This window comes from Flaviaestuariibacter amylovorans, assembly GCF_039541815.1.
Lineage (GTDB): Bacteria > Bacteroidota > Bacteroidia > Chitinophagales > Chitinophagaceae > Flavisolibacter > Flavisolibacter amylovorans.
In genome coordinates this window covers 221,526-241,595 of sequence record NZ_BAABGY010000011.1, presented here as the reverse complement: position 1 = coordinate 241,595, position 20,070 = coordinate 221,526, and the positions used below count along the sequence as shown (strand labels likewise).

Annotated in this window: 16 protein-coding genes; 4 read left to right on the top strand and 12 right to left on the bottom strand. The window is 62.6% G+C overall.

Going from position 1 to position 20,070, the window contains the following annotated elements; all coding sequences use genetic code 11:
* Window positions 1-4 precede the first annotated feature (4 nt).
* Window positions 5-4,162 carry a beta strand repeat-containing protein gene (locus ABD937_RS17910; RefSeq protein WP_345257207.1) on the bottom strand — a complete coding sequence of 1,386 codons (4,158 nt, stop codon included), beginning with the start codon at window positions 4,160-4,162 and terminating at the stop codon, window positions 5-7.
* A 485-nt stretch (window positions 4,163-4,647) separates the two neighbouring features.
* Between ABD937_RS17910 and ABD937_RS17905 the strand changes: the two genes are divergently transcribed.
* Window positions 4,648-4,848 (top strand): hypothetical protein, encoded by a 201-nt coding sequence (locus ABD937_RS17905; RefSeq protein ID WP_345257206.1) that lies wholly within the window; start codon window positions 4,648-4,650, stop codon window positions 4,846-4,848.
* 185 nt (window positions 4,849-5,033) lie between these two features.
* Here the strand turns inward: ABD937_RS17905 and pepE are convergent, their stop codons facing one another.
* From pepE to ABD937_RS17890, 3 genes are all read right to left on the bottom strand, one after another.
* The gene (gene pepE / locus ABD937_RS17900) at window positions 5,034-5,750 is read right to left on the bottom strand and encodes a dipeptidase PepE (RefSeq protein ID WP_345257205.1); all 717 of its coding nucleotides are present in this window, start codon (window positions 5,748-5,750) and stop codon (window positions 5,034-5,036) included.
* Window positions 5,751-5,983: 233 nt separating this feature from the next.
* Window positions 5,984-6,397, bottom strand: coding sequence for a YqaE/Pmp3 family membrane protein (locus tag ABD937_RS17895; RefSeq protein WP_345257204.1), 414 nt, complete (start codon window positions 6,395-6,397; stop codon window positions 5,984-5,986).
* A 67-nt stretch (window positions 6,398-6,464) separates the two neighbouring features.
* The gene (locus tag ABD937_RS17890; RefSeq protein ID WP_345257203.1) at window positions 6,465-7,073 is read right to left on the bottom strand and encodes a DUF6642 family protein; all 609 of its coding nucleotides are present in this window, start codon (window positions 7,071-7,073) and stop codon (window positions 6,465-6,467) included.
* Window positions 7,074-7,605: 532 nt separating this feature from the next.
* Here ABD937_RS17890 and ABD937_RS17885 point away from each other — a divergent pair.
* Entirely contained in the window at window positions 7,606-8,688 is a 1,083-nt protein-coding gene (locus ABD937_RS17885; protein ID WP_345257202.1) for a L,D-transpeptidase family protein, read from the top strand.
* Between the two features lie 211 nt (window positions 8,689-8,899).
* Here ABD937_RS17885 and ABD937_RS17880 read toward each other — a convergent pair whose 3' ends face one another.
* The 7 genes from ABD937_RS17880 to ABD937_RS17850 form a co-directional block, all read right to left on the bottom strand.
* Window positions 8,900-9,361: an SRPBCC family protein gene (locus tag ABD937_RS17880; protein ID WP_345257201.1), complete on the bottom strand. Its 462-nt coding sequence runs from the start codon at window positions 9,359-9,361 to the stop codon at window positions 8,900-8,902.
* 89 nt (window positions 9,362-9,450) lie between these two features.
* Window positions 9,451-10,884, bottom strand: a complete 1,434-nt coding sequence (locus tag ABD937_RS17875; RefSeq protein WP_345257200.1) for a rhomboid family intramembrane serine protease — start codon at window positions 10,882-10,884, stop codon at window positions 9,451-9,453.
* A gap of 574 nt (window positions 10,885-11,458) precedes the next feature.
* The gene (locus ABD937_RS17870) at window positions 11,459-12,787 is read right to left on the bottom strand and encodes a DNA recombination protein RmuC (protein ID WP_345257199.1); all 1,329 of its coding nucleotides are present in this window, start codon (window positions 12,785-12,787) and stop codon (window positions 11,459-11,461) included.
* Between the two features lie 163 nt (window positions 12,788-12,950).
* Entirely contained in the window at window positions 12,951-13,709 is a 759-nt protein-coding gene (locus tag ABD937_RS17865) for a hypothetical protein (protein WP_345257197.1), read from the bottom strand.
* Window positions 13,710-13,770: 61 nt separating this feature from the next.
* Window positions 13,771-14,712: a helix-turn-helix transcriptional regulator gene (locus tag ABD937_RS17860; protein WP_345257196.1), complete on the bottom strand. Its 942-nt coding sequence runs from the start codon at window positions 14,710-14,712 to the stop codon at window positions 13,771-13,773.
* 687 nt (window positions 14,713-15,399) lie between these two features.
* A complete protein-coding gene (locus tag ABD937_RS17855; protein ID WP_345257195.1) occupies window positions 15,400-15,873 on the bottom strand; it encodes a response regulator in 474 nt (157 codons plus the stop codon).
* Between the two features lie 156 nt (window positions 15,874-16,029).
* Entirely contained in the window at window positions 16,030-16,503 is a 474-nt protein-coding gene (locus tag ABD937_RS17850; protein WP_345257193.1) for a response regulator, read from the bottom strand.
* A gap of 354 nt (window positions 16,504-16,857) precedes the next feature.
* Here ABD937_RS17850 and ABD937_RS17845 point away from each other — a divergent pair, with 354 nt between their 5' ends.
* A complete protein-coding gene (locus ABD937_RS17845; protein ID WP_345257192.1) occupies window positions 16,858-18,225 on the top strand; it encodes a DEAD/DEAH box helicase in 1,368 nt (455 codons plus the stop codon).
* A gap of 224 nt (window positions 18,226-18,449) precedes the next feature.
* Window positions 18,450-18,845 (top strand): endonuclease domain-containing protein, encoded by a 396-nt coding sequence (locus ABD937_RS17840; protein WP_345257191.1) that lies wholly within the window; start codon window positions 18,450-18,452, stop codon window positions 18,843-18,845.
* 189 nt (window positions 18,846-19,034) lie between these two features.
* On the opposite strand, the gene ABD937_RS17835 is transcribed toward ABD937_RS17840, so the two are convergent.
* Window positions 19,035-19,943 (bottom strand): DUF5694 domain-containing protein, encoded by a 909-nt coding sequence (locus tag ABD937_RS17835; RefSeq protein WP_345257190.1) that lies wholly within the window; start codon window positions 19,941-19,943, stop codon window positions 19,035-19,037.
* Window positions 19,944-20,070: the final 127 nt, after the last annotated feature.

The following is a 20,070-nucleotide window of genomic DNA, read 5'->3' as shown; positions in this document are numbered from 1 at the left end:
GCTGTTAGCGGATCAGGTTGATGGAGCCTTTGAGGGTGATCTTTTCGCCGTTGGTGAGCGTCACCTGCGCGGCATACATATAAACGCCCACGGGCTGCGCTTTGCCGGAGGCGGTGCCGTCCCAGCCGCGGCCTTTATCGGTGGTGGCGAACACCTGCCCGCCCCACTGGTTGAAGATGCGGAAGTCGAGGGACTGGATCACCGTACCGTAGATATACAGCACATCGTTGCGGCCGTCGTTGTTCGGCGTGAAATAGTTGGGCACGAATACGTCGCGCACGCAGGAAGCCACCGTCACGGTTGCGGTGCGGGTGCCGATGCAGCCGCCATTGTTGATCGTATACGTAATGGTAGTGGTGCCGGCGCTGAGAGCGGTTACGACGCCGGTGGCGGAGATCGTGGCCACGCCCGTGTTGCTACTGGTCCACGTGCCGCCGGGATTGGTGATGGCAAGGGCGCTGGTTCCGCCAACGCAAAGCGAAGTATTGCCGGTGATCGGGTCTATCGTGGTGCCCACCGACAAGTTGACGTTCGTTACCCCGGTGCACCCGTTGGTGGTCACGGTATAGGTGATCTGGGTGATGCCGGTAGCGATGCCGGTTACGACGCCGGTCGTGGGATTTACCGTGGCGATCGCGGCATTCTGGCTGCTCCAGGTGCCACCGGGGGTGGCGCTGGCGAGTGTGGTCGTGCCGCCGATGCAAAGCGACGTATTACCGGTTATGGCAGCCGGTGCCGGCGTGGATTGCACGTTAATGCTAGTAGTGGCCGTGCCCGCGCAGGGGTTGGCGGCGATCGTATAAGTGATGGTGGCCGTGCCCGTAGCAATACCGGTGACCACACCCGTGGCCGATACCGTGGCCACCGCGGTGTTCGACGACGACCAGGTGCCGCCGGGAGTGCCGTGCGTAAGCGTGGTGGTGGCACCGGAGCAGAGCGGGCCGCCGCCGAGGATGGGTCCGAGCGCGCCGGCTGCCGTAACCGTAACGATGGTGCTGACGGAAGCGGTGCAGCCCTCGGCACTCAGCACGGAGTAGGTGATGGTGGCCGTGCCGGCGCTCACGCCGGTTACCACGCCGCCAACCACCGTAGCCACGGCGGGGTTGCTGCTCGTCCAGGTGCTGACGCCGACGCCCGAGGAATTCAAGAGAGTAGTGCTGCTGCCCACGCACACGTTGGGGTTGCCGGTGTTCGGGTTCAGCACCGGCAGGGGCGATACGCTGATGCTCTTGGTGGCAGTGCCCGTGCAGCCACCGGAGGTGACCGTATAGGTGATATCGGCCGTGCCCACGGCGACGCCGGTGATAACGCCGGAGGCGCTGATGGGGGCGATAGCCGGGTTCGACGACGACCAGGTGCCACCGGGTGTGGCGCTGGCGAAGGGCGTAGTGGCGCCGAGGCATACCGTATTATTACCGGTGATGGGCGCTACCGCGGGCGACGGGTTGATCGTGAGCTGGAAGGGAACCGTAGTACTACAGCCGTTCTGGGTCACGGTGAAGTTGATGGTGACGGTGCCGGGGCCCAGGGCGGTGACGAGCACCGTGGAGGGGCCGCCGAGTACGATGCTGGGTACCAGCGTCGTCAGCGCCGGGTTGGAGCTGCTCCAGGTGCCGGAGCCGTTCACCGCGGGGTTGGTCAGGGTTACGGTGCCGCCCACGCATACCAGGTTGGTGCCCGTGGTGGGCTGGAGCACCGGGGGCGCATTCACGTTCACGAAATGGTTGACGCCTACCGAACAGCCGTTCTCCGTGATGCGGTATTGAACCGCTACGGTGCCGACGGCCACACCGGTGAGCACACCAGCCTGCGTGATGGTAGCGAACGAGCCATTGGTAACCGACCAGCTGCCGCCAGGAGGGGTGCCGCTCAGGGTGATGCTGTTGCCGATACACACCGCCGAGGGGCCGGCGATCAGCGGAGAAGCCACCGGCAGCGGGTTGACGGTGACGGTGATGGATTGTTCCGCGGTGCAGTTACCATTGACTACCCGGTACGTGATGACCGAGGTGCCGGGCGAAAGACCGGCAATGGTGGCAATGTTGTTCGGCGTGCCGACGAAGTTGGCCACGGCGGGGTTGGACGTGGTCCAGGTGCCGCCGGGCGTGGCCGACTGGAGCATCAGGTTCGTATTGAAGCATAGGGTATTGCCCCCGGTGATGGGCGCCACGACGGGGGTTTGCTCCACGGTAACGGGGGCGCTCGCCGTAACGGCGCAGGCGCCGGTGCCTACCGTATAGGTGATGGTAGCCGAGCCCGCCGCTACGCCGGTGACGACGCCGGTGGCCGGGTTCACCGTTGCGATGGCGGGGTTGCCCGATGACCAGGTGCCGCCCGGAGTACCGTTGCTGCTAAAAGTGACGGTAGCGCCCGTGCACACGCCCGGCCCTCCGGTTACGGTGCCGGCATTGCCGCCCGCGGTAACCGTGACCGGGGCCTGTGCCGTGCCGGCGCAGGGACCCGTACCGAACGTATAAATGATATTGGCTGTGCCCACAGCCACGCCGCTAACGACGCCTGTGCTGGGGTTCACGGTGGCGATGGCGGGGTTCGAGGAGCTCCAGGTGCCGCCGGACTGTGCGTTGCTGGTATAGGTGGTGGTAGCGCCCACGCATACGCCGGGACCACCGGTCACGGTGCCGCCCGGCATGCCTACGTGCACCACGCGGGTGACCGAGCGGGTGCAGGTGCCGTTGGTGACGGTGTAGGTGATCGTCGTTGAACCGAAGTTGTTGCCATTGACGACACCGGCAGCAGCATCAACGGTGGCGATGCCCGGGTCGCTGCTGGTCCAGGTGCCGCCGGGTGCCGAATTGCTCAGGATCATTGTTTGCCCGGGCATGAGGCAGATGTTGGCGCCGGTGATGAGCCCGATCGCAGGAGTAGCCGACACCACGATGGGGGTGCTGGCGAAGTAGCCGCAGACAATGGGTCCGGGCGCGGTGTAGATAAGGGTAGTGGTGCCGGGCGCGACACCCGTTACCACGCCGGTAACCGGGTTCACGGTGGCGATGCTGGGGTCTACAATGTTCCAGGTGCCGCCCGTGACAGGAATCGGGAAGCTGACCGTGAAGGGCGTCTGTTGACCTACGCAAACACCGGGTCCGCCGCTGATGGTGCCCGGAGGGGACACGAGCGTGCTGGTGATGGTGAAGGTTGCGCTCGCGCTGCAGCCCCCGGACGTGACGGTATACGTGATCACCGCGGTACCGGGAGTCCAGAGCGTTACCATACCCGTAGTGGCGTTCACGGTCGCCACGGCGGGGTTCGAGGAGGTCCAGGTGCCGCCGGGCGTGGCGTTGGTAAGCTGGGTGTTGGTGCCGACGCAGGGCGTGGGGTTGCCGCTGATGGGGCCTACCGAGGCGCCGGGCACCTGCACGCGCATGCTGTTGATCCAGGTCGTGTTGGCGCCGCCGTTGGGCGCGCCGGGCGTTTCGTTCACGCCCACGTCGCCTTGCTGCCAGGAGGCCGCCTGCGTGTAGTTGGCGTCGGTGAGGAAGTAGTTCTTGCCGCCGAGCATATCCGGAACGATCACCGTTGCCGTGGCGCCGGGGCCCAGGTCGCCGTAGGCAAACGAGAAGGCGGCCACGTTGGGCGCGGCGGGGTTGACGGTGAGGATGGCGTCGCCGTCGTTGCGGAGGGCGGCGGTGCTCCAGGCGTCTGCGGGCGTGCCCTGGGCCCAGCCCGTATTGGAGTAGCCGGCAGGCGTGATGGAGGGAGGCGACGGCACGGTGAGGTGGCGCTCCATCAGGCTCGACGAGGCCGGCACCACATATACGTAGTCGCGGTTGGCGTCGGTAGGGTCGTTGGGGAGGGTGATGGACGAGTTCTTGTCGTTGTCGTTGTACACGAGGATGATCGACCCGTAGGGTACCTTTTGCCAGGCGGCCACGTTGGCAAAGCGGAGGGCGCCCGGGGCGATGCCGGTTCCGGCGCCGCTCTTCACCCAGCCGTTGTTGTCGTCGAGGATCCAGCCGCGGAGGTCGAGGGTGCTGTCGGTGCAGGTGCGGGTGCCCACCACCAGCAGCTCGGCATAGGCCCGCTCGGTACCGTTCGGGCCGTTGCCGCTGGGTCCCTGCGACACCTCGTTCACAATCAGTTGTTGCGCCGCGCCCCACAGCCCGGAGGCCAGCAGCGCACACATAAGCAGTACTTTACGCATGAGTCTTGGAAATGGGCACAAATATCCCGGTTTTTCCACAGCCGCCCCGGTGCTTATTGTTTATTTTACTAATACCATCGCCGGATGTCTTCTTTTTACGGTCAGGCGGCACCGGAAAACTGCGCCTGCCCACCGCCCTGGCGCCTCTTTACCGGCCTTTTTGCCGGGAGGCGGGCCATGGGGCGGTAGCTTTTTGGCACGCTATTCGAAATATATACTTACGTAAGCGGTCATCTCACCGCTGCTTCTGGCCTCTCCCGAACCGGATTCATTTCCAACCCGAACCGAGAGCGCCAAATCACGCAGCTGAGCCGAACGGGTTCTTGATCGCAGACATGGATAATTCATTCAGAAAGAGGTTGAACTTACGTTCTACCTCTTTTTGTTTGTGGCCGGGGCCGCGCTGCGCTCCGTACCGGTTTACCCATCCTGTTCTTAACAAGCCGCCGCCGCAGGGTGGTTTATTTTTTGTATCATTCGAGGAAATGAAAAAAGGATACAAAATGATCGCCCTGGGCCTCGTCGCCGGCACTGCCGCCGCGCTGCTGGCGCACCTGTGGCGGAGGAAGAAGACCCACCGGATGCTGCAGTCGATCTCCAACGAAGGCTACGAGACCGCGGCCGACATTCTCTACCCCGAAGGCCGTCGCGGCGGCGACCTCCTCTATGGACCGGTACTTCCCTGAGGGAGGGGTTTATTTGTTTATTCGTCTATTAGTTTATTGGTAATTGGGTCCCGACGAGACCAAGCCGGCCGGGATGCCGGCCAAAGCGCCGGCTGTCGTTCCTGGTCGGTCGCTCCCACTGGTGCGTGTCTTTTTTTTATTGAAGCAATCAACATCCGGTGCGGACGCCCCGGATTTTTTATGTCCTAAAGGGCCAGCAAGGCACTGAGCTCGGTGCCGGGCGCGATGCTGCTTTTTTGCACGGAGCCGTTGACGTTATCAAAACGCGTTGCGTCGGCCGTTCCTTCATAACGCAGGTTGTTGCCGCGGCGCAGCAGCCAGCTTCCTTCGGGGATCCCGATCACCGGCACGCCGGGATGCAGCAGCACGAATTCGGAGAGGCGCTGGTCGCGGGTTTCGCCATGAAATCCCGGCGGATTGTGATTCGCATAGTGCGGGTTGAGCTGGAAGGGCAGGAAGCCGAAGGCGCGGAAGCTTTCGGGCTCGATGATGGGCATGTCGTTGGTGGTGCGGATCGAGGCGCCCGTAAGGTTGGCGCCTGCGCTCCAGCCGATATAGGGGGCGCCGCCTGCGACTTTGTCGCGGATCGTGGCCATGAGCCCGGCTTCATACAGGTCGTGCAGGAGCTTGAACGTGTTGCCGCCACCCACCATCACGGCGTTGCAGCGCCCGAGCACGTCGGCCCCGTTGTCGTGCTCCACCACCTCGATCGTATAGGGTAGTCCGTCGAGGCCCCGGCGCACCGTGTCGGCATAGGCGGCATAGTCGCGGTCCACGGCGGCAAAGGGCACAAAGGCCACGCGGCAGGGACCATCGCCCAGCAGCTCCCGGATGGGACCACGGGCGGCCTCGAGGTAGCCACCATCGGCCACGCGCGAAGAAGAAAGGGCAAGTACGTTCATGGGCAAAAGATTAGGGAGGAAAATTAACCGTTGTTTCCGGTTCAGCGGCGCCCCGGGGATCGTGAGGCGTGAGGCGTCAGGCGTGAGGAAGGATGTCGGACAGCAGCAACATTCTGCTCACGGCTGACGGCAAATCACAGAGGGTCGATTCAGAGACTATTTCAGGTAAATGCGCCGCGCAAAAAAACGCACGCACCCTTCCGGATGCGTGCGCCATTCGTTTGCAGACCGGATCACTCGTCGCCGAGCACGATCACCAGCGCATAGATCATCCCCGGGATGAAGAACAGCAGCGTCAGGATGAGGGAGATCCAGAAGCGGTTGTTGATCTCGCCCTCGTGCAGGTACACGCCCAGCGGCGGCACCAGGATGGCAAAGATGACCTGTACTACCTTGGAGGCCTTCGGGGCACGGCCGGCGGCGCGCTCAGCCTTTACGTAGTCCTTCACGGCCTTGCGGCTTTCCTTGATACGCGCTTTGCGCTCCTTGCGGGGCAGGTTGCGGAACTCGGTCAGCGCCTTCTTCACGGTGGCCGGGTCGGGCTCCACCGAGGCCGTGGCCGCGGGCGGCACAATGGCGAAGGATTCAGGCACAAAAAGGCCGGTGCAGAGGAGCACCAGCAGGAGGCGGGTAAAGATGCTTTTCATGTACGATGATTTGGCGCTAGGTGCATAATAATTGCGCCAGGCGGGGCGGTGCAGGCGCCCTGACCGATTATTCCGCCCGCACCTGCTTCCGGCGGCGCGGGAAGTGCTCCCGCTCGTTGGCCACGAAGCGGAAGTCGAGCCGCCGCGCATGCGCGCCGTACATGTCGAAGATCTCGGTGCCGAAGTCCTTCATGCCTTTCGAATCGAAGGGGAAGCGGGAGAGGTTGTCGAGCAGCAGGATCTCGAAGGCGCTGGAAGGCAGCCATTCCACATCTTCCTTGTAGCCCAGCACCGCAAGGCAGCGCGTGCGCTCCATGAAGTTCTGCAGCAGGCGCTTGTCGTAGTTTAACGTAGAGCAACAACCGAAATGGATCACGGTGCGCTCGCACTTGTTGCCCAGCAGCTCGCCGAGTTCCGGCAGGTCGATGCGGGTGTCGCCGATCAGCACCATGCCCGGCTCGCCGTGGAAGGAGATGTAGAGGATCGGGTAGCGGCGCTGGAACGCCTTTGTTTTCCAGCGGGAGAGTGAGTACCGGAACTCGTCGAGGGTGGCGCAGCGGTGATGAATGAACGGCATATCGCTGTAGCGGTGCAGGAGCTCGAGCAGCGGGGCCACGGACGTTTTATCGCGATGGTCGCCGTACCAGAATCCTTCGAGGCAGAACACTCCTTTCATAGCAGATCGTTTGCGTTAAGCTACGGCATTTCCAGATGAGCTTGTAGGGTCCGGCACGCGAACGGATGCGCGGTTACAGGAAAAGAAAAAAGCCGGCTTCGTCTGTCGACGAGCCGGCAACAAGGTTGGTATCGGAAAAGGGTTGATGCGGGTTGGTTTTGGTTGCGAGCCCTACGGGTCAGTTGCAGTGATGACACAAAGCAAGCCCGTTTTACCGTCTGAAACAACCGTATTTCCACTATATTTTAACCCCTGTTTTTGCTAATCGATTTAGCACCCGGGAAGGACGCCGACTGTAGAAATACCCCAATCCGGGTAGCCAGCGTTCCCCAGACCTTTCCTGGGCGCCACAGGCAGCCCGGGCCTACCCGAAATGGGGGAGCTTGCCTTCCTCCGCACCTGCTTTTCCGGTAAGAGCGCCCGGGACCCCGAAACTCCGCCGGCGCGCGGCGCGCTCCGGCGGAGTTGGCCCCGTTCTTGTTTTTACCGTAATAATTCCCACCCGTTGCGGAAGTGATTGAAACAGTGAGTTATGAAAGCAACCTCCCACCACGGACCCCGCATGGTCCGCCTCCTCCTCTGGCTGTGCTGCGCCCTGCTGCCGGCCCTGGCCTTTGCCGCACCGCATCCCCAATTACCCTTGCTGCAGTCGCACCTCGCGCGCTACCAGGAGATCGAGCGCGCCGGCGGGTGGCCCACCATCAAGGCTACCAAGAAATTCATTTCCAAAGGCGATAGCGGCCCTGCCGTAACGGCGCTGCGCCAGCGCCTGCAGGCCACCGGCGACCTCGCCGCCGATGCCTTGGGCGACACCTTCGACGAGGCCCTGCTGGCCGCCGTGAAGCGGGTGCAGCAACGCTTCGGCTTTACCCCCAGCGGCGTGGTGGATGCCGCGCTGCTTAAGGAGCTGAACGTGCCCGTGAGCCGGCGCATCGCGCAGCTGCAGGCCAACCTGGAGCGCGCCCGCTCCCTGCCCGAGCCCGCCGCCGAAGGCATGCACTTCATCGCCAACGTTCCGGAGTTCAAGCTCCATGTATACGACAACGGCCGCCACGCCTTCGACATGAACATCGTGGTGGGCTCCGAGTCGAACAAGACGGTGCTGTTCAACGACCAGATGACGCACCTCGTGTTCAGCCCCTCGTGGAATGTGCCGCCAAGCATCGTGAAGAACGAGATCCTGCCGGCGATGCGCGGGCGCCGCGAGTACCTGTGGCGCCACAACTACGTGATCGAGGGCGAGGAGGGCGGCCTGCCCAAGATCCGCCAGCTGCCCGGCCCGAAGAATTCGCTCGGCCGCGTCAAGTTCGTGTTCCCCAACGACCACAACATCTATTTCCACGATACGCCGGCGAAGTCGCTCTTTGCGTTGCGCAAGCGCGCCTTCTCACACGGCTGCATCCGCCTTGCCGAGCCCGAAAAGCTCGCCCAATACGTGTTGCGCAACGATCCTTCGTGGACCGCCGAGAAGATCCACAAGGCCATGTACTCCGGCAACGAGCAGCGGGTGAACCTCGCAAAGCCCATCCCCGTGTCGCTTACCTACCTCACCGCCTGGGTGGATGGCGACGGGTTGCTGCACTTCCGCGAGGATATTTATGGGCTGGATTCGTGAGCGGGTGATCGGGTGAGCGGGTGAACATGTGAGCGAGTGAGCGGGTGAGCGGGTGAATGAGTGAGCGCGCAACCCGAAAACGACGAACGGATGCCAAAGGCATCCGTTCGTTTATTACTGGCTGTCAGCCGCGTAAAGCTAATCTGCTCATTTGCTGACGTGCTCACCCGCTCACTTGCTCACCCGCTGACGTGCTGACGTGCTCACCCGCTCACCGGTTCTGCTCCAGATAGCGCGCCAGCGATTGCAGTCCCTGTTCCCAGCCTTCGCGGTGGGGCTGCACGGTCTCCTCGCTTTTGAATTGCTCCTGCCGAACCTGCAGGCGGCTGCCTTTGCCGGCTTCCTGGAAAGAAACGTGCAGCACAAAGGAGGCGTCCTCCGGCTGGTTGGTCGGGAGCTCCCAATCCCAGCTGTACACCAGGCGGCGGCCGGGCTCCACTTCTTTATAGGTTCCGCGGATGGTGAACGCATGGGCTCCCTCCGTTGTCTGAAACTCGTACTCCACGCGGCCGCCCGGCTCTATCTCGTTGGTGAGGCGCACGAGCTCGTTGCCCATCGGGCGCCACCATTGCCGTAATGCTTCTTCTTCCGTCCAGGCGCGGTACAGCGCATCTGCCGGTGCGTCGAATTCGTATTCAATCTCCAACTCCAGCGTCTTTGTATTCGGTTCCATTGGTCTTGTTTTTCGAAACGGCACAAGGAGCGTGCCCGCTTGCCGGTTGTTTAACTAAGATTCCGAAAAGTCCCGATCTCTTGAACGCCCTATTTTGCTTGCCCCGACAACGCTTCCAGGATGCTGTTGAGTTCCGCGCTCACCTGTGCGAAGGGCGCATTGGCGGTGGAGTCGCCGCGGTTCATCCGTATCAGCAACTCGGTTTCGCGGAGGCGCAGTTGCACGTAGCGGTTCAGCAAGGAGCGGCGCTGCTGCTGGTAGGGCAGCAGGCGGTAGCCGGCAGCCACCTTCAGCTCCTGCTCGGCAGCCTTCCATTCGGGAAGCGCTTGCGTCGCGAGCAGGTTCGCGTAGTCGCTGCCGCCGAGGCTGTCGGGCAGGTTGAGGGCCTTTACGCGGTGTGCGCTCACAACCTTGTCGGCACGCTCGAAGGCGCGGGTATCGTAGGGATGCCTGTAGAGGTAATAAAGGCAGATGCCGACCGACAGCAGCGCCGCCACCAGCACCGGCACGGGCGAGCGACGGCGCTCCGGCTTCAGGAAAGGCAGGAATGCATAGCCGAGTACAAAGCCACTCAACACGCCGCCGAGGTGCGCGGCATTGTCGACGCCCTGCTTGAGCCCGTACAGCAGGGTGATGCCGATGTACACCAGGAAGCCGCGCAGCAGCGAGGCGCGTGTGCGCGGCGGCACGAGCTTCGTGGTGAGCAGGGCTACGAAAACACCGAACAGTCCCATGATGGCGCCCGAGGCGCCGGCGGCAAGGCGCGGCACAGGGTGCCACCAGAGGCTCGTGAGCGAGGCCAGCAGGCCGGTGGCGAGGTAGGCGGCGAGATAACGTTTCCAGCCCAGCATCGGCTCGAGGATGGTGCCGACCAGAAAGAGCGCGTACATATTCATGACCAGGTGCACGACGCCCACGTGCACGAAGATGCAGGTAAGGAGCCGCCACGCTTGCCCGTCGAGCGTGTAGGGCGGAAAATTGGCGCCCCAGCGCAGGAGGCCTTCGCCCGCCGGCTCGAAGAATCCGACGCCGCCGATCCACATCAGTATAAATACAAGTACGTTGACGCCGGCGATTCCGATCGTGGTGATGGCCCCCTTTTCTTTTTCGGGCATCACGGCGTCGAGGGCGGCGGCCTCCTGCTTCTCGGCCTCGATGGCGGCCGCGGTGCGCTGCTGCACGTCGGCAACAAAGGCGCTCCATTCGCTGCGCTGCGCGTCGGTGGCGGAGCCGCTCACGCCAGCCCAGGCGGCCAGGAACTGCTGCACCTTCTTCGCGTTGGTTTGCTTCCGGTCGAGCGCGGCATTCGGGAGTGCGCTGGTCACTTCGAGCGCAGCGGGAAGGGCACGAACGGTGATGAGGTCCACGGGCTGGCCCCAGGTCTTTTTGGTGAAGCCGCTATAGCGGTCAGCATCGATGAATTGTACCGTCCAGCCGAGTTGCTGAAAAGTGCCGTGTACGAGGGCCAGCGCGGCATTTGCGTCGAGGCCGGATGTATCGATGGTTTCGCTGTGTTGCACCATCGGCGCAAGATAGGGGCTTCGGGGTCAGATCGATAAGTCGATTTCTTCCTGACAGGGAGGGCCGTAGTTTCCAAAGAAGGTTACCTGTTAGAAGGGTCCGCCGCAAGGGGCTGGTCTTTCCTAAAGAAGAATCCGGGTTTCACGCGGAGGCGCTAAGACGCGGGGAACGCAAAGACCTGGTGGCGCCTGCGGCCGGACAAATTCACACGGCGGCATGGAGGCACGGCGACACAGCGATTACTTTTTTGGGTTCAGCCTGACCGGTAGGGATTGTAGCGCCATGAGGCCGAAGCGGCTGGCATTCTTCAAAGCACCGCGAGGGTTTTACGAGAAGACGCAAATACGCGGAGCACAAAAACGTCATTGCGAGCGAAGCGTCCCGAAGCCTCGGGACAATCCCCTCCGTTACGCGGGGTGTTTGGCAATTGCCGCTATCGATACACTCCGAAAGTTGTGGAGATTGCTTCGCTGCGCTCGCAATGACCGGCGGCACCTCGCAACGCCGGGTGGAAGCAGGGCTCGTAATAACAGGATCTGCGCTGTTGGATACTTGTAGAATTACTGATGCCAACTTTTACTCCTCCTCCTCCTCCACACGTCCGGCGGCCAGCTCCTTCACCGGCTCGTCGTGCAACACCTCCACGCTCTTCAGCTTGCGCTGGATGGCGCGCGTGCGCACGCCCACCACGTCTTCGAGTTGGTTGAGGCCGGTCTGGATGTTATTCTGTGCTTTCTCGAGCAGGGCGCCAAAGGTGTTGAACTCCTTCTTGACCGTGCCCAGCACCTGCCACACCTCGGAGGAGCGCTTCTGGATGGCCAGGGTGCGGAAGCCCATTTGCAGCGAGTTGAGGATGACGGCGAGCGTGGTGGGGCCGGTGACCACCACGTGGCAGTCGCGCTGCAGCTCCTCGAGCAGGGAAGCCTTGCGCACCACCTCGGCGAAGAGCCCCTCGAAGGGCAGGAAGAGGATGCCGAAGTTGGTGGTGTTGGGCGCGTCGAGGTATTTCTCGCAGATGTCCTTCGCCATCCGCTTGATCACCGTTTCGAGGTTCTTCTGTGCGGCCTCGATAGCGGCGGCATCGCCCGCATCGTACGCGTTCTGCAGGTGCTCATAGGCATCCTTCGGGAACTTGGCGTCGATGGGCAGCCATACGTACTCGCGGTCCGCCTCACGGTTGGGGAACTTCACGGCAAACTCCACTCGCTCCGCCGAGCCTTTCTTCGTGGCCACATTGGCCTCGTACTGCTCCGGCGCGAGGATGTTCTCGAGCAGCATCTGCAGTTGCACCTCGCCGAAGCCGCCGCGCATCTTCACGTTGCTCAGCACCTTCTTGAGGCCGCCCACATCCTGCGCCAGCGTCTGCATCTCGCCGAGTCCTTTCTGCACGCTCTCGAGCTGCCGGCTCACCAGCTCAAACGAGTGGCCGAGGCGCTCGTTGAGGGTCTTCTGCAGCTTCTCCTCCACCGTTTCGCGCATCTGGTCGAGCTTCTTCTCGGTGCTTTCCACGAGCTGCTGCTGGCGCGCCTGCAGCTCGTCGAGCTTCTGCGCCTGCAAGGCCTTCATGCCGTCTACATTCTCGGCGAAGCGCTCGGCGAAGTTGCGGAGCGAGCGGTCGAGGGCGCTGCGCTGCTGCTCGGTGAGGTGGCCCAGGGTGGTGGACAGCTCGGTGCGGAACTGCTGCAGGGCGCCCAGGAGCTCCTGGCGGTTCTGCGCGGCAAGGGCAGCCGCTTCCTCGCGCCCGGCCTTGAAGTCGGCGCGGAGGTATTGCGTAAGGCGGTCGAAGTGTGCCTGGAAAGGCGCGTCGAGGGATGCACCGCTCAACGGCCGGGGCCGGAACACGAGGATCAGGATAATGGCGAGGAGGCTGAGGACGCAGGAAAGCACGGGCAGCAGGGTGAGCATAAGCGCGAATTGGCCTGCAAGATATTAAGAATAATATGATTATGACACCCTGCCCTTCCCAAAGGAGCGGGGTGACTCTGTGCGGCTGAACTCCAGTAGCGATATAGGCCAACGACGAAGTTTCCGCTATCAAAAGCTCCTACATCGAAGATGTCGGGTATCGTTAGGCCAGCGCCCGCTCCTTCTGTATTTCTACGGCCGCCAGGGCCTGTGAACGCCGGGCCAGCGCCAGCTGTCGCAGCGACAACAGGTGTCCCGCCAGCGCTACCAGCACCAGCACGGCCGGCAGGTACACGAAGGGGAAGGTGCCCACGACGGCCATGCTCACCGTACCCGACGGCACCTGCCCGGGCATATGCTGCGTGGCCACAATGGCGATGTTGCCCAGCGAAACGAGCCCCAGCACGTTGAAGGCGACGTGCGCCACGCGCGCCGTTGTGCCGCCGCGTTGTACGAGGTAGCCGGCAGGCAGCGCGGCGAGTCCGATCAGCAGGTCCCAGTTGCGGCCTTCGAAGCTCATGGCCTCCGGGATGATGCCGCGCTGGTAACCCATCCAGAGCACCAGCTCCACGGCGATGCGGAAGGCCTGGAGGTAAACGAGCGCATGAAGGGGAACGGCCCGCAGCAGGGCACGCCCGCCGGCGCTGAACGAAGCGAAGAGCACGCCGGCGGTGCCCAGCACCATAGCGATCATGGGCCGCGGCGGCAGGCCGGGCACATCGAAGACGCCGAGCGCGCCGAGCCCACCGACCAGCAATAGCCAGCCGGCAACGACGCCGAAGACGCGGTTGCGGAGGCCGCGCTGCGCTTCGGCCGGGAGACCGGTGCGGGGAAGGGCAGCTCCGGCGCCGCGAAGAATCAGGAGTACCACTGCGGCCGTGATGGCGCTCATGAGCAAGGCAGGAAGTATCGTTGGTTGCATAACAAGGAGTTTATACCACAAAGGTGGCCCGGCCGGCCGCTGCGTGCCATCACCAAAATTGCTATTTCGCGGCGGCGCGGTACTGTGCCGGGTACAGGCGGTGCCGCTGGGCGAAGAGGCGGCTGAACGACTGCGGGTTTTCGAAGCCGAGGGCGAAGCCGATGTCGGCCACCGAAAGGTCGCTGTGGCGCAGGAGCTGGCAGGCCTTTTCGAGGCGGAGGCGCTGCGCATACTGGTACGGCGTGCAGCCGTAGGCCTGGCGGAAGAGGCGCAGGTAATGGAACCGGGAGAGGCAGGCGATGCGGGCGAGCATCTCGCCGTCGGCATCGCCCGTGCTGTGCAGGTAATCGAGCGAGGCAGACAGCCGCTTGTAGACCTCGATGCGGGTGACCGTCTTGAGCGCCGGCAGGCGATGCAGCTGCTCCAGCGTATCGCGGTGCTGCGCGAGCAGGTAGTGGAGCAGGCCGGTGAGGGCTTCCTCGAAACGGGGGCGGTTGACGCCGCCGGGTTCGTCGGCGGACTGCAGGTCCTGTACGAGCGACTCAAAGGCGGCATCTCGCCGGTAGAGCCGGTTTTGAAAGGCTACGGTTACGGCCTTTTGCTGCGGGCCGTTGTTGAGGATGGTATCGGCCGGTGTGAGCAGGGCGCTCAGCACGCCTTCGGAGAAGGCCTCGCCGATGTGGATGTTGAAGGTCTCCACGGGCTGGCGGCTGTCGATCTCGAGGGTGTAGGGCTGAAAGCGGTTGCTCAGGAAAAAGTATTCTTCGGGCACTTCCTGTATCCGGCCGTCCACGCCGCAGCGGCTGCGGCCGCGCAGGTTCAGGAACAGCGAGATCGGCCCGGCGATGTCGGGGCGCCAGGCTTCGCGCGACGAGGCCCGGATCACCACGCTCGGAAAGCCTTCCGCCTCGAGGGGAATGTCGTTCCACCCGGTACGGCTCCGGAAGCGCTCGTCGATCTTGCGCTTCAGCCAGTGGAGGTCGGGAAAGCCGTGGTGGATCATGGGAGGAAGGTAAGCAATTGGGGTGAGCGGGTGAGCGGGTGAGCGGGTGAGCGGGTGAGCGGGTGAGCGGTGGGCGTATCCGGAGTGCGTCGTGAGGCGTCAGGCGTGAGCAGATCGCTTCCGAAAGGCCGGATAGGTATTATGATTGCCAAAACCGGCAGAGCACCTTTGACGCCAAAGCATCCCGGAGGGATGCGCGCTTGACAGCCCGGCATGAAATGCCGGGGTAATGGCGTCGATGGTCAGAAACCACGTCAGCATCCCGGAGGGATGCGCGTTACCGTCAAAGGTGCGTTACGCAAAAAGGTAAAATCAACGACATGCTGGTCTTGCACCCCGTAGGGGTGCGCGCTTGGTAGAAAGACGTTTTGATTTAAGGAAACCGCACCCCGTAGGGGTGCTCGTTAATGGGATTGCGGAAGGGTCAGGCAAGCGAACGATGACCCATGGTATCCCGCGGTAGATGGGGATGGGTAATGTCCTTCCTTCCCTTGAGCACCCTGATGGTGCCAGCTTCTTTGGAAACGCGCATCCCTCCGGGATGCTGACGTGGATGTTCATTATCGACACCGTTATCCCGGCATTGCATGCCGGGCTACCGAGCGCGCATCCCTTCGGGATGCCACTGCGACCAGAGAACTTGCAATGAGTTGGTCTCCCCTCCTTTTGGGAGGGGCCGGGGGTGGATCACGAACCCCAACCCGTATTGAACACCAGCAGCCTGCCCCCGATGCGGTGGCGCTTGCGGATGCGGTGCGGTTGCATCCAGTCGAGGAAGAGCACCTTGCGGATGCCGGCAACGAGGAGGTCGAACAGGGCCGGCTTGCGGAAGAAGAGGTGAGCGCCGCCGGCGTAGGCCCGCACCACGTCCAGCTCGTCGGGCGAGCTCGAATACATCACCACGGGGATCGTGCGGTAAATAGGATGGGCCGCCAGCCGGGCAAGGCAATCGAAGCCGCTTGCGCCGGGCAAACGGACGTCGAGAAAGATGAGGTCGGGGAGGTAGCGCGCCAGCACCTGCTGCATGCCGTCGGCATCGCCGGCACTTTCGAGGCGCACGCCGGGCGCAGCCTCGCGGAGGGCTTCGCCGAAGAGAAACTGGTCGTCGGCGTCGTCGTCGACCAGCAATACTTTTTCAATGGTTGTGCGTTGTTGCCACATAGGGTGTTCCGGAGGCCCCCGCCGCGCCAGCAGAATTGTGGAGCATGCGGGGGCCAATGTTGGAACACAAAGATAAAAGCACGGGATTACTCTTAGTCCCGTTTACGTCCAAATGCTCAATTCGCACGGTCGAAGCCGGGGCAGACGGCGGCAGACTCAGGCCACGGCGGCACCGGAAACGGCGGTAAACGGTACAAACTGGTTGTTAATGAAATAGCGGTTGCGCAGGGATTCCTTCCAATCCATCCGCAGCACATGCTCGAGGGCATTCACGAGGTGGCTCTGGCTGAAGGGCTTTACGATGAACAGGTCGGCGCCGCGCGCGTAGGCCTCGGAAATGTCCGACATGCGCACCGAGGCGCTGTACACCACGATCCGCATCTTTTCGAAGCGGGGATGGCGGCGCAGCTCGGAGAGGCAGTCGAGCCCGCTTTTTCCGGGAAGGGTCAGGTCCAGGAAGAGGAGCTCGGGCAGCGATTGCGGCAGGTGATCGGAAAGGGCCTCACCGCTGTGGAGGGCGGTAAACCAGATCTGCGGAGAAACTTTACGGAGCGCCCGCTCAAAAAGAAGGCAGGCATCGGTGTCGTCGTCGACCAGCATCAGGTGCTGAACAGGGAGGTTAGAATGCATATGTGACAGAGAGGGGTCAGGGTGAAACAAGTAGGCCTTACGGCCCGGGTTTGCATTCCAAATTTAAATAATATAAAACCAGGCAAGTCAAAATTTTTCGCCAAAAGCCCGTCCATAGGGGTTTTTCACAAGCGCCCCGGTAGTAGCAGCGCGGCCTTCTGGGGCGTTTACCAACTTATTCACAAATAAACGCCTACCTTTATTCTTTCCCGGATCGCCCTCTCGCTGACTTGATCCCTAATCGGAGCTCTCCGAAATACCGGTTCCCATCTAGCAAGTAAGGTCGCGCAGCTCCTGGCATGTTGCCACTGATGCTTCGCCGCGGTCCACCTTATTTAACCGTTAATTGAAACAATGACATTCGAACAACTGGGTCTGTCGGAGCCTATTTTAAAGGCCCTGGCAACCGAAGGCTACACTACGCCTACGCCCATCCAGGCACAATCCATTCCTATCGTTCTCAAAGGCTACGATCTCATCGGACTCGCGCAGACCGGCACCGGTAAAACGGCCGCCTTCGCCCTGCCGATCCTCGACATCCTGCACGAAGACAACCGCAACCAGAAAGGCTACAAGCACATCCGCACGCTGATCCTGACGCCTACGCGCGAGCTCGCGGCGCAGATCGGCGACTCCTTCGCTGCCTACGGCCGCCACACGGGCCTCAAGCACGAGGTGATCTTCGGTGGCGTATCGCAGGTGCCGCAGGTGCAGAGCCTCCGCATCGGCACCGACATCCTCATCGCCACGCCGGGCCGCCTCCTCGACCTCATGAACCAGGGCTACGTACACCTCGACTACCTCGAGATCTTCGTACTCGACGAGGCCGACCGCATGCTCGACATGGGCTTTATCCATGACGTGAAAAAGGTGATCCGCGTGCTTCCCGACGACCGCCAGACGCTCTTCTTCTCGGCCACGATGCCGAAAGAAGTAACGGAGCTTGCCCAGACCATCCTCTACAAGCCCGAGCGCGTGGAAGTGGCCCCGGTATCCTCCACTGCCGAAACCGTGGACCAGTCGGTCTACTACGTCAACGGCAAGGACAAGATGGACCTGCTGGTGCATATCCTCACGGAGCAAAAGATCGCGCGTACGCTCGTCTTCGCCCGTACGAAGCACGGCGCCGACAAGCTCGCCAAGAACCTGAAGAAGGCCGGCATCCGTGCCGACGCCATCCACGGCGACAAGAGCCAGGGCGCACGTCAGAACGCGCTGGCCTCGTTCAAGGAAGGCAAGCTGAAAGTGCTGGTGGCCACCGATATCGCCGCGCGCGGCATCGATGTGGATGCCCTGACGCACGTCATCAACTACGACCTGCCGAACATTCCCGAGAGCTACGTGCACCGCATCGGCCGCACCGGCCGCGCGGGTGCGAGCGGTATCGCCCTGTCGTTCGTGAACGGCGAGGAGCGCGCTTACCTCAAAGACATCCAGAAGCTCATTAACAAGCAGATCCCCGTGATCGCGCACCCGTACGAAGACAAGAGCGCGCCCGTTGCCGGCGATGCCGCACCGAAGCCGCAAGGCGGACGTGGTGGACGTGGCGGCGGCGGTGGCCGCAACCGCGGTGGCGGACAGCGCAGCCAAGGCGGGAGCAGCGGCAACGGTGGCGCCCGCAGCGGTGGTCATCGTGCCCGCAGCGGCGAAGGCCGTGCCCAGCGTGGCGGCGGTGGCGGCGGACAGCGCAGCCAGCAGTCGTCGCAGCAAGCGGCTTCGTAAGGTTTCATCCCGCCGTTGGCGGGACAGGCTACGGCGGCACAACGACACGGAGCCACAACGGAATACAAAAGGGACGCACGGTGTGCGTCCCTTTTTTCGTGACCCATCCCCCGGCCCCTTCCTCTTGGGAAGGGGCCGGGGGATGGGCCGGGGATGGGTTTTTTCCCAGATTTCAATGAGGTTTTTCACCTTGCTACGCCCCTAAGCTGTCGTTGATTCGGTGCATGAAAATGCCACCGCAACATTACGGGTACCATCATGCGACGCCGCAGCAATACCGACCCCGGATCGGTTTCGCCCTCGAGCACCGACGGAAGCCCACGAAGGCGGAATCCGTTCTATGGAAAGCCTTGAAGGGGAAGCGGCTCGCGGGCTACAAATTCAGGCGGCAGCACGTCATTGGGAATTACATCGTCGATTTCGTATGCCTCAAGCGCAAACTGATCGTGGAAGTAGATGGCGACATTCACCTGGCGCCATCGCAGCAGCGATACGACGAAGACCGTACGGAGTTCCTCGAAGCGAATGGCTTCCGCGTCATCCGGTTTTGGAACGATGCCGTGCTGGAGCGATTGGATGCAGTTTTGGATACGATCCTCGAAACGCTAAACGCAGGCTAATCTCCCGTCCAGGGAAACTGCTGAATCAATAAAGACGGTACGGCCTTCCCCAAACCGGAGGAGTGCCCTTGACCCATCCCCCGACCCCTTCCCCTCGGGAAGGGGTCGGGGGATGGGTCACTCCCTTCCCCTCGGGAAGGGGCCGGGGATGGGTCACTCCCTTCCCCTCGGGAAGGGGCCGGGGATGGGTCACTCCCTTCCCTTTGGGAAGGGCCGGGGATGGGTCAGTGCCCGTAGTTCTACAACCTCGAACTCCGGCGACGACTCGAAACAATGCTTCAGGATCGGCATATGCCCGTTGCCGAACAGCACGAGGATCCGGTCTTCGCCCGTGGGCTTTGTTTGCAGGATGCGGTTGAAGATGCGCAGGTTGCGGTTGTACCACCAGATCGAAAGCAGGTCGGGACCGTCGGTACCCTGTGTGTTGAAGCCGGAGGTGAGGTAGGCCCCGTGCATCCGCCGCAGCACCGCCGGCTGCGCCATCACCAGAAAATTCTCGAGCAGCGTGAGCGTCGCTTGCACCGAGTCGCCGGCCGTGTAATAGGCTTTGTAGCGGGCGCCCCAATAGCGGTCGCGCAGCGTGTCCACCGGCACGTTGTAGTTCCACAGGCTGTCGATCTTCCGTATGGACTTGCGGTAGTCCATCATCAGGTTGCCGGCATCCACCGCGTATACCCCCGGAAGGTTGTGCTGCCTGGCCACACGATAGCCCACCTGGTAGATCTCGTTGCGGCCGAGGGTGTACCTGCCGGCACGATAGGCCGCGAAAAGCGAGTCGTGGTAGGCTTGCCGCGACGACTCGATATAGATCCGCGTGGGCCGGAAGCGCGCAATGACACCGGCCAGCTCCTCGAGCTCCCGCTGCCGCACAGGCGACAGCACATCGATGAATTTCGACGAGTCGGTCTTGTGGCCGTCGAGGTTGGGATAGTTGAAATGAAAGGTGCCGAGCAGCAGCACCTTGGTGGGTGGGCGCTCTCCGGTACGGAGCACGGAGTCGGGCTGCAGCGCGTCGAGCTTTTTCCAGTTTATTTTTTGGGCGCCGGCGGTACCGGCCAGCAGGAACAATGCGAGCAGGGAAGCGTAATAGCTTTTCATGAGCGTTCGTTTTGACGAAAGTGCACCGGCCGGCAACGGCCCGAAAATGCGATCGGCAAACAGCGTCTTCTCCCCTGCCAACGGCGGGCCGCGGCGACCTTTGCATTCACAGACAAAAAAGGGCCGT

Excerpts from the sequence above, each read along its gene's own strand:
- ABD937_RS17885 (WP_345257202.1), top strand. The coding sequence starts at position 7,606 with ATGAAAGCAACCTCCCACCACGGACCCCGCATGGTCCGCCTCCTCCTC.
- ABD937_RS17835 (WP_345257190.1), bottom strand. The coding sequence starts at position 19,943 with ATGAAAAGCTATTACGCTTCCCTGCTCGCATTGTTCCTGCTGGCCGGT.
- ABD937_RS17890 (WP_345257203.1), bottom strand. The coding sequence starts at position 7,073 with ATGAAAGGAGTGTTCTGCCTCGAAGGATTCTGGTACGGCGACCATCGC.
- ABD937_RS17845 (WP_345257192.1), top strand. The coding sequence starts at position 16,858 with ATGACATTCGAACAACTGGGTCTGTCGGAGCCTATTTTAAAGGCCCTG.
- ABD937_RS17880 (WP_345257201.1), bottom strand. The coding sequence starts at position 9,361 with ATGGAACCGAATACAAAGACGCTGGAGTTGGAGATTGAATACGAATTC.
- ABD937_RS17855 (WP_345257195.1), bottom strand. The coding sequence starts at position 15,873 with ATGTGGCAACAACGCACAACCATTGAAAAAGTATTGCTGGTCGACGAC.
- ABD937_RS17910 (WP_345257207.1), bottom strand. The coding sequence starts at position 4,162 with ATGCGTAAAGTACTGCTTATGTGTGCGCTGCTGGCCTCCGGGCTGTGG.
- ABD937_RS17865 (WP_345257197.1), bottom strand. The coding sequence starts at position 13,709 with ATGCAACCAACGATACTTCCTGCCTTGCTCATGAGCGCCATCACGGCC.
- ABD937_RS17870 (WP_345257199.1), bottom strand. The coding sequence starts at position 12,787 with ATGCTCACCCTGCTGCCCGTGCTTTCCTGCGTCCTCAGCCTCCTCGCC.
- ABD937_RS17860 (WP_345257196.1), bottom strand. The coding sequence starts at position 14,712 with ATGATCCACCACGGCTTTCCCGACCTCCACTGGCTGAAGCGCAAGATC.
- ABD937_RS17875 (WP_345257200.1), bottom strand. The coding sequence starts at position 10,884 with ATGGTGCAACACAGCGAAACCATCGATACATCCGGCCTCGACGCAAAT.
- ABD937_RS17850 (WP_345257193.1), bottom strand. The coding sequence starts at position 16,503 with ATGCATTCTAACCTCCCTGTTCAGCACCTGATGCTGGTCGACGACGAC.
- ABD937_RS17905 (WP_345257206.1), top strand. The coding sequence starts at position 4,648 with ATGAAAAAAGGATACAAAATGATCGCCCTGGGCCTCGTCGCCGGCACT.
- ABD937_RS17840 (WP_345257191.1), top strand. The coding sequence starts at position 18,450 with ATGAAAATGCCACCGCAACATTACGGGTACCATCATGCGACGCCGCAG.
- ABD937_RS17895 (WP_345257204.1), bottom strand. The coding sequence starts at position 6,397 with ATGAAAAGCATCTTTACCCGCCTCCTGCTGGTGCTCCTCTGCACCGGC.
- pepE (WP_345257205.1), bottom strand. The coding sequence starts at position 5,750 with ATGAACGTACTTGCCCTTTCTTCTTCGCGCGTGGCCGATGGTGGCTAC.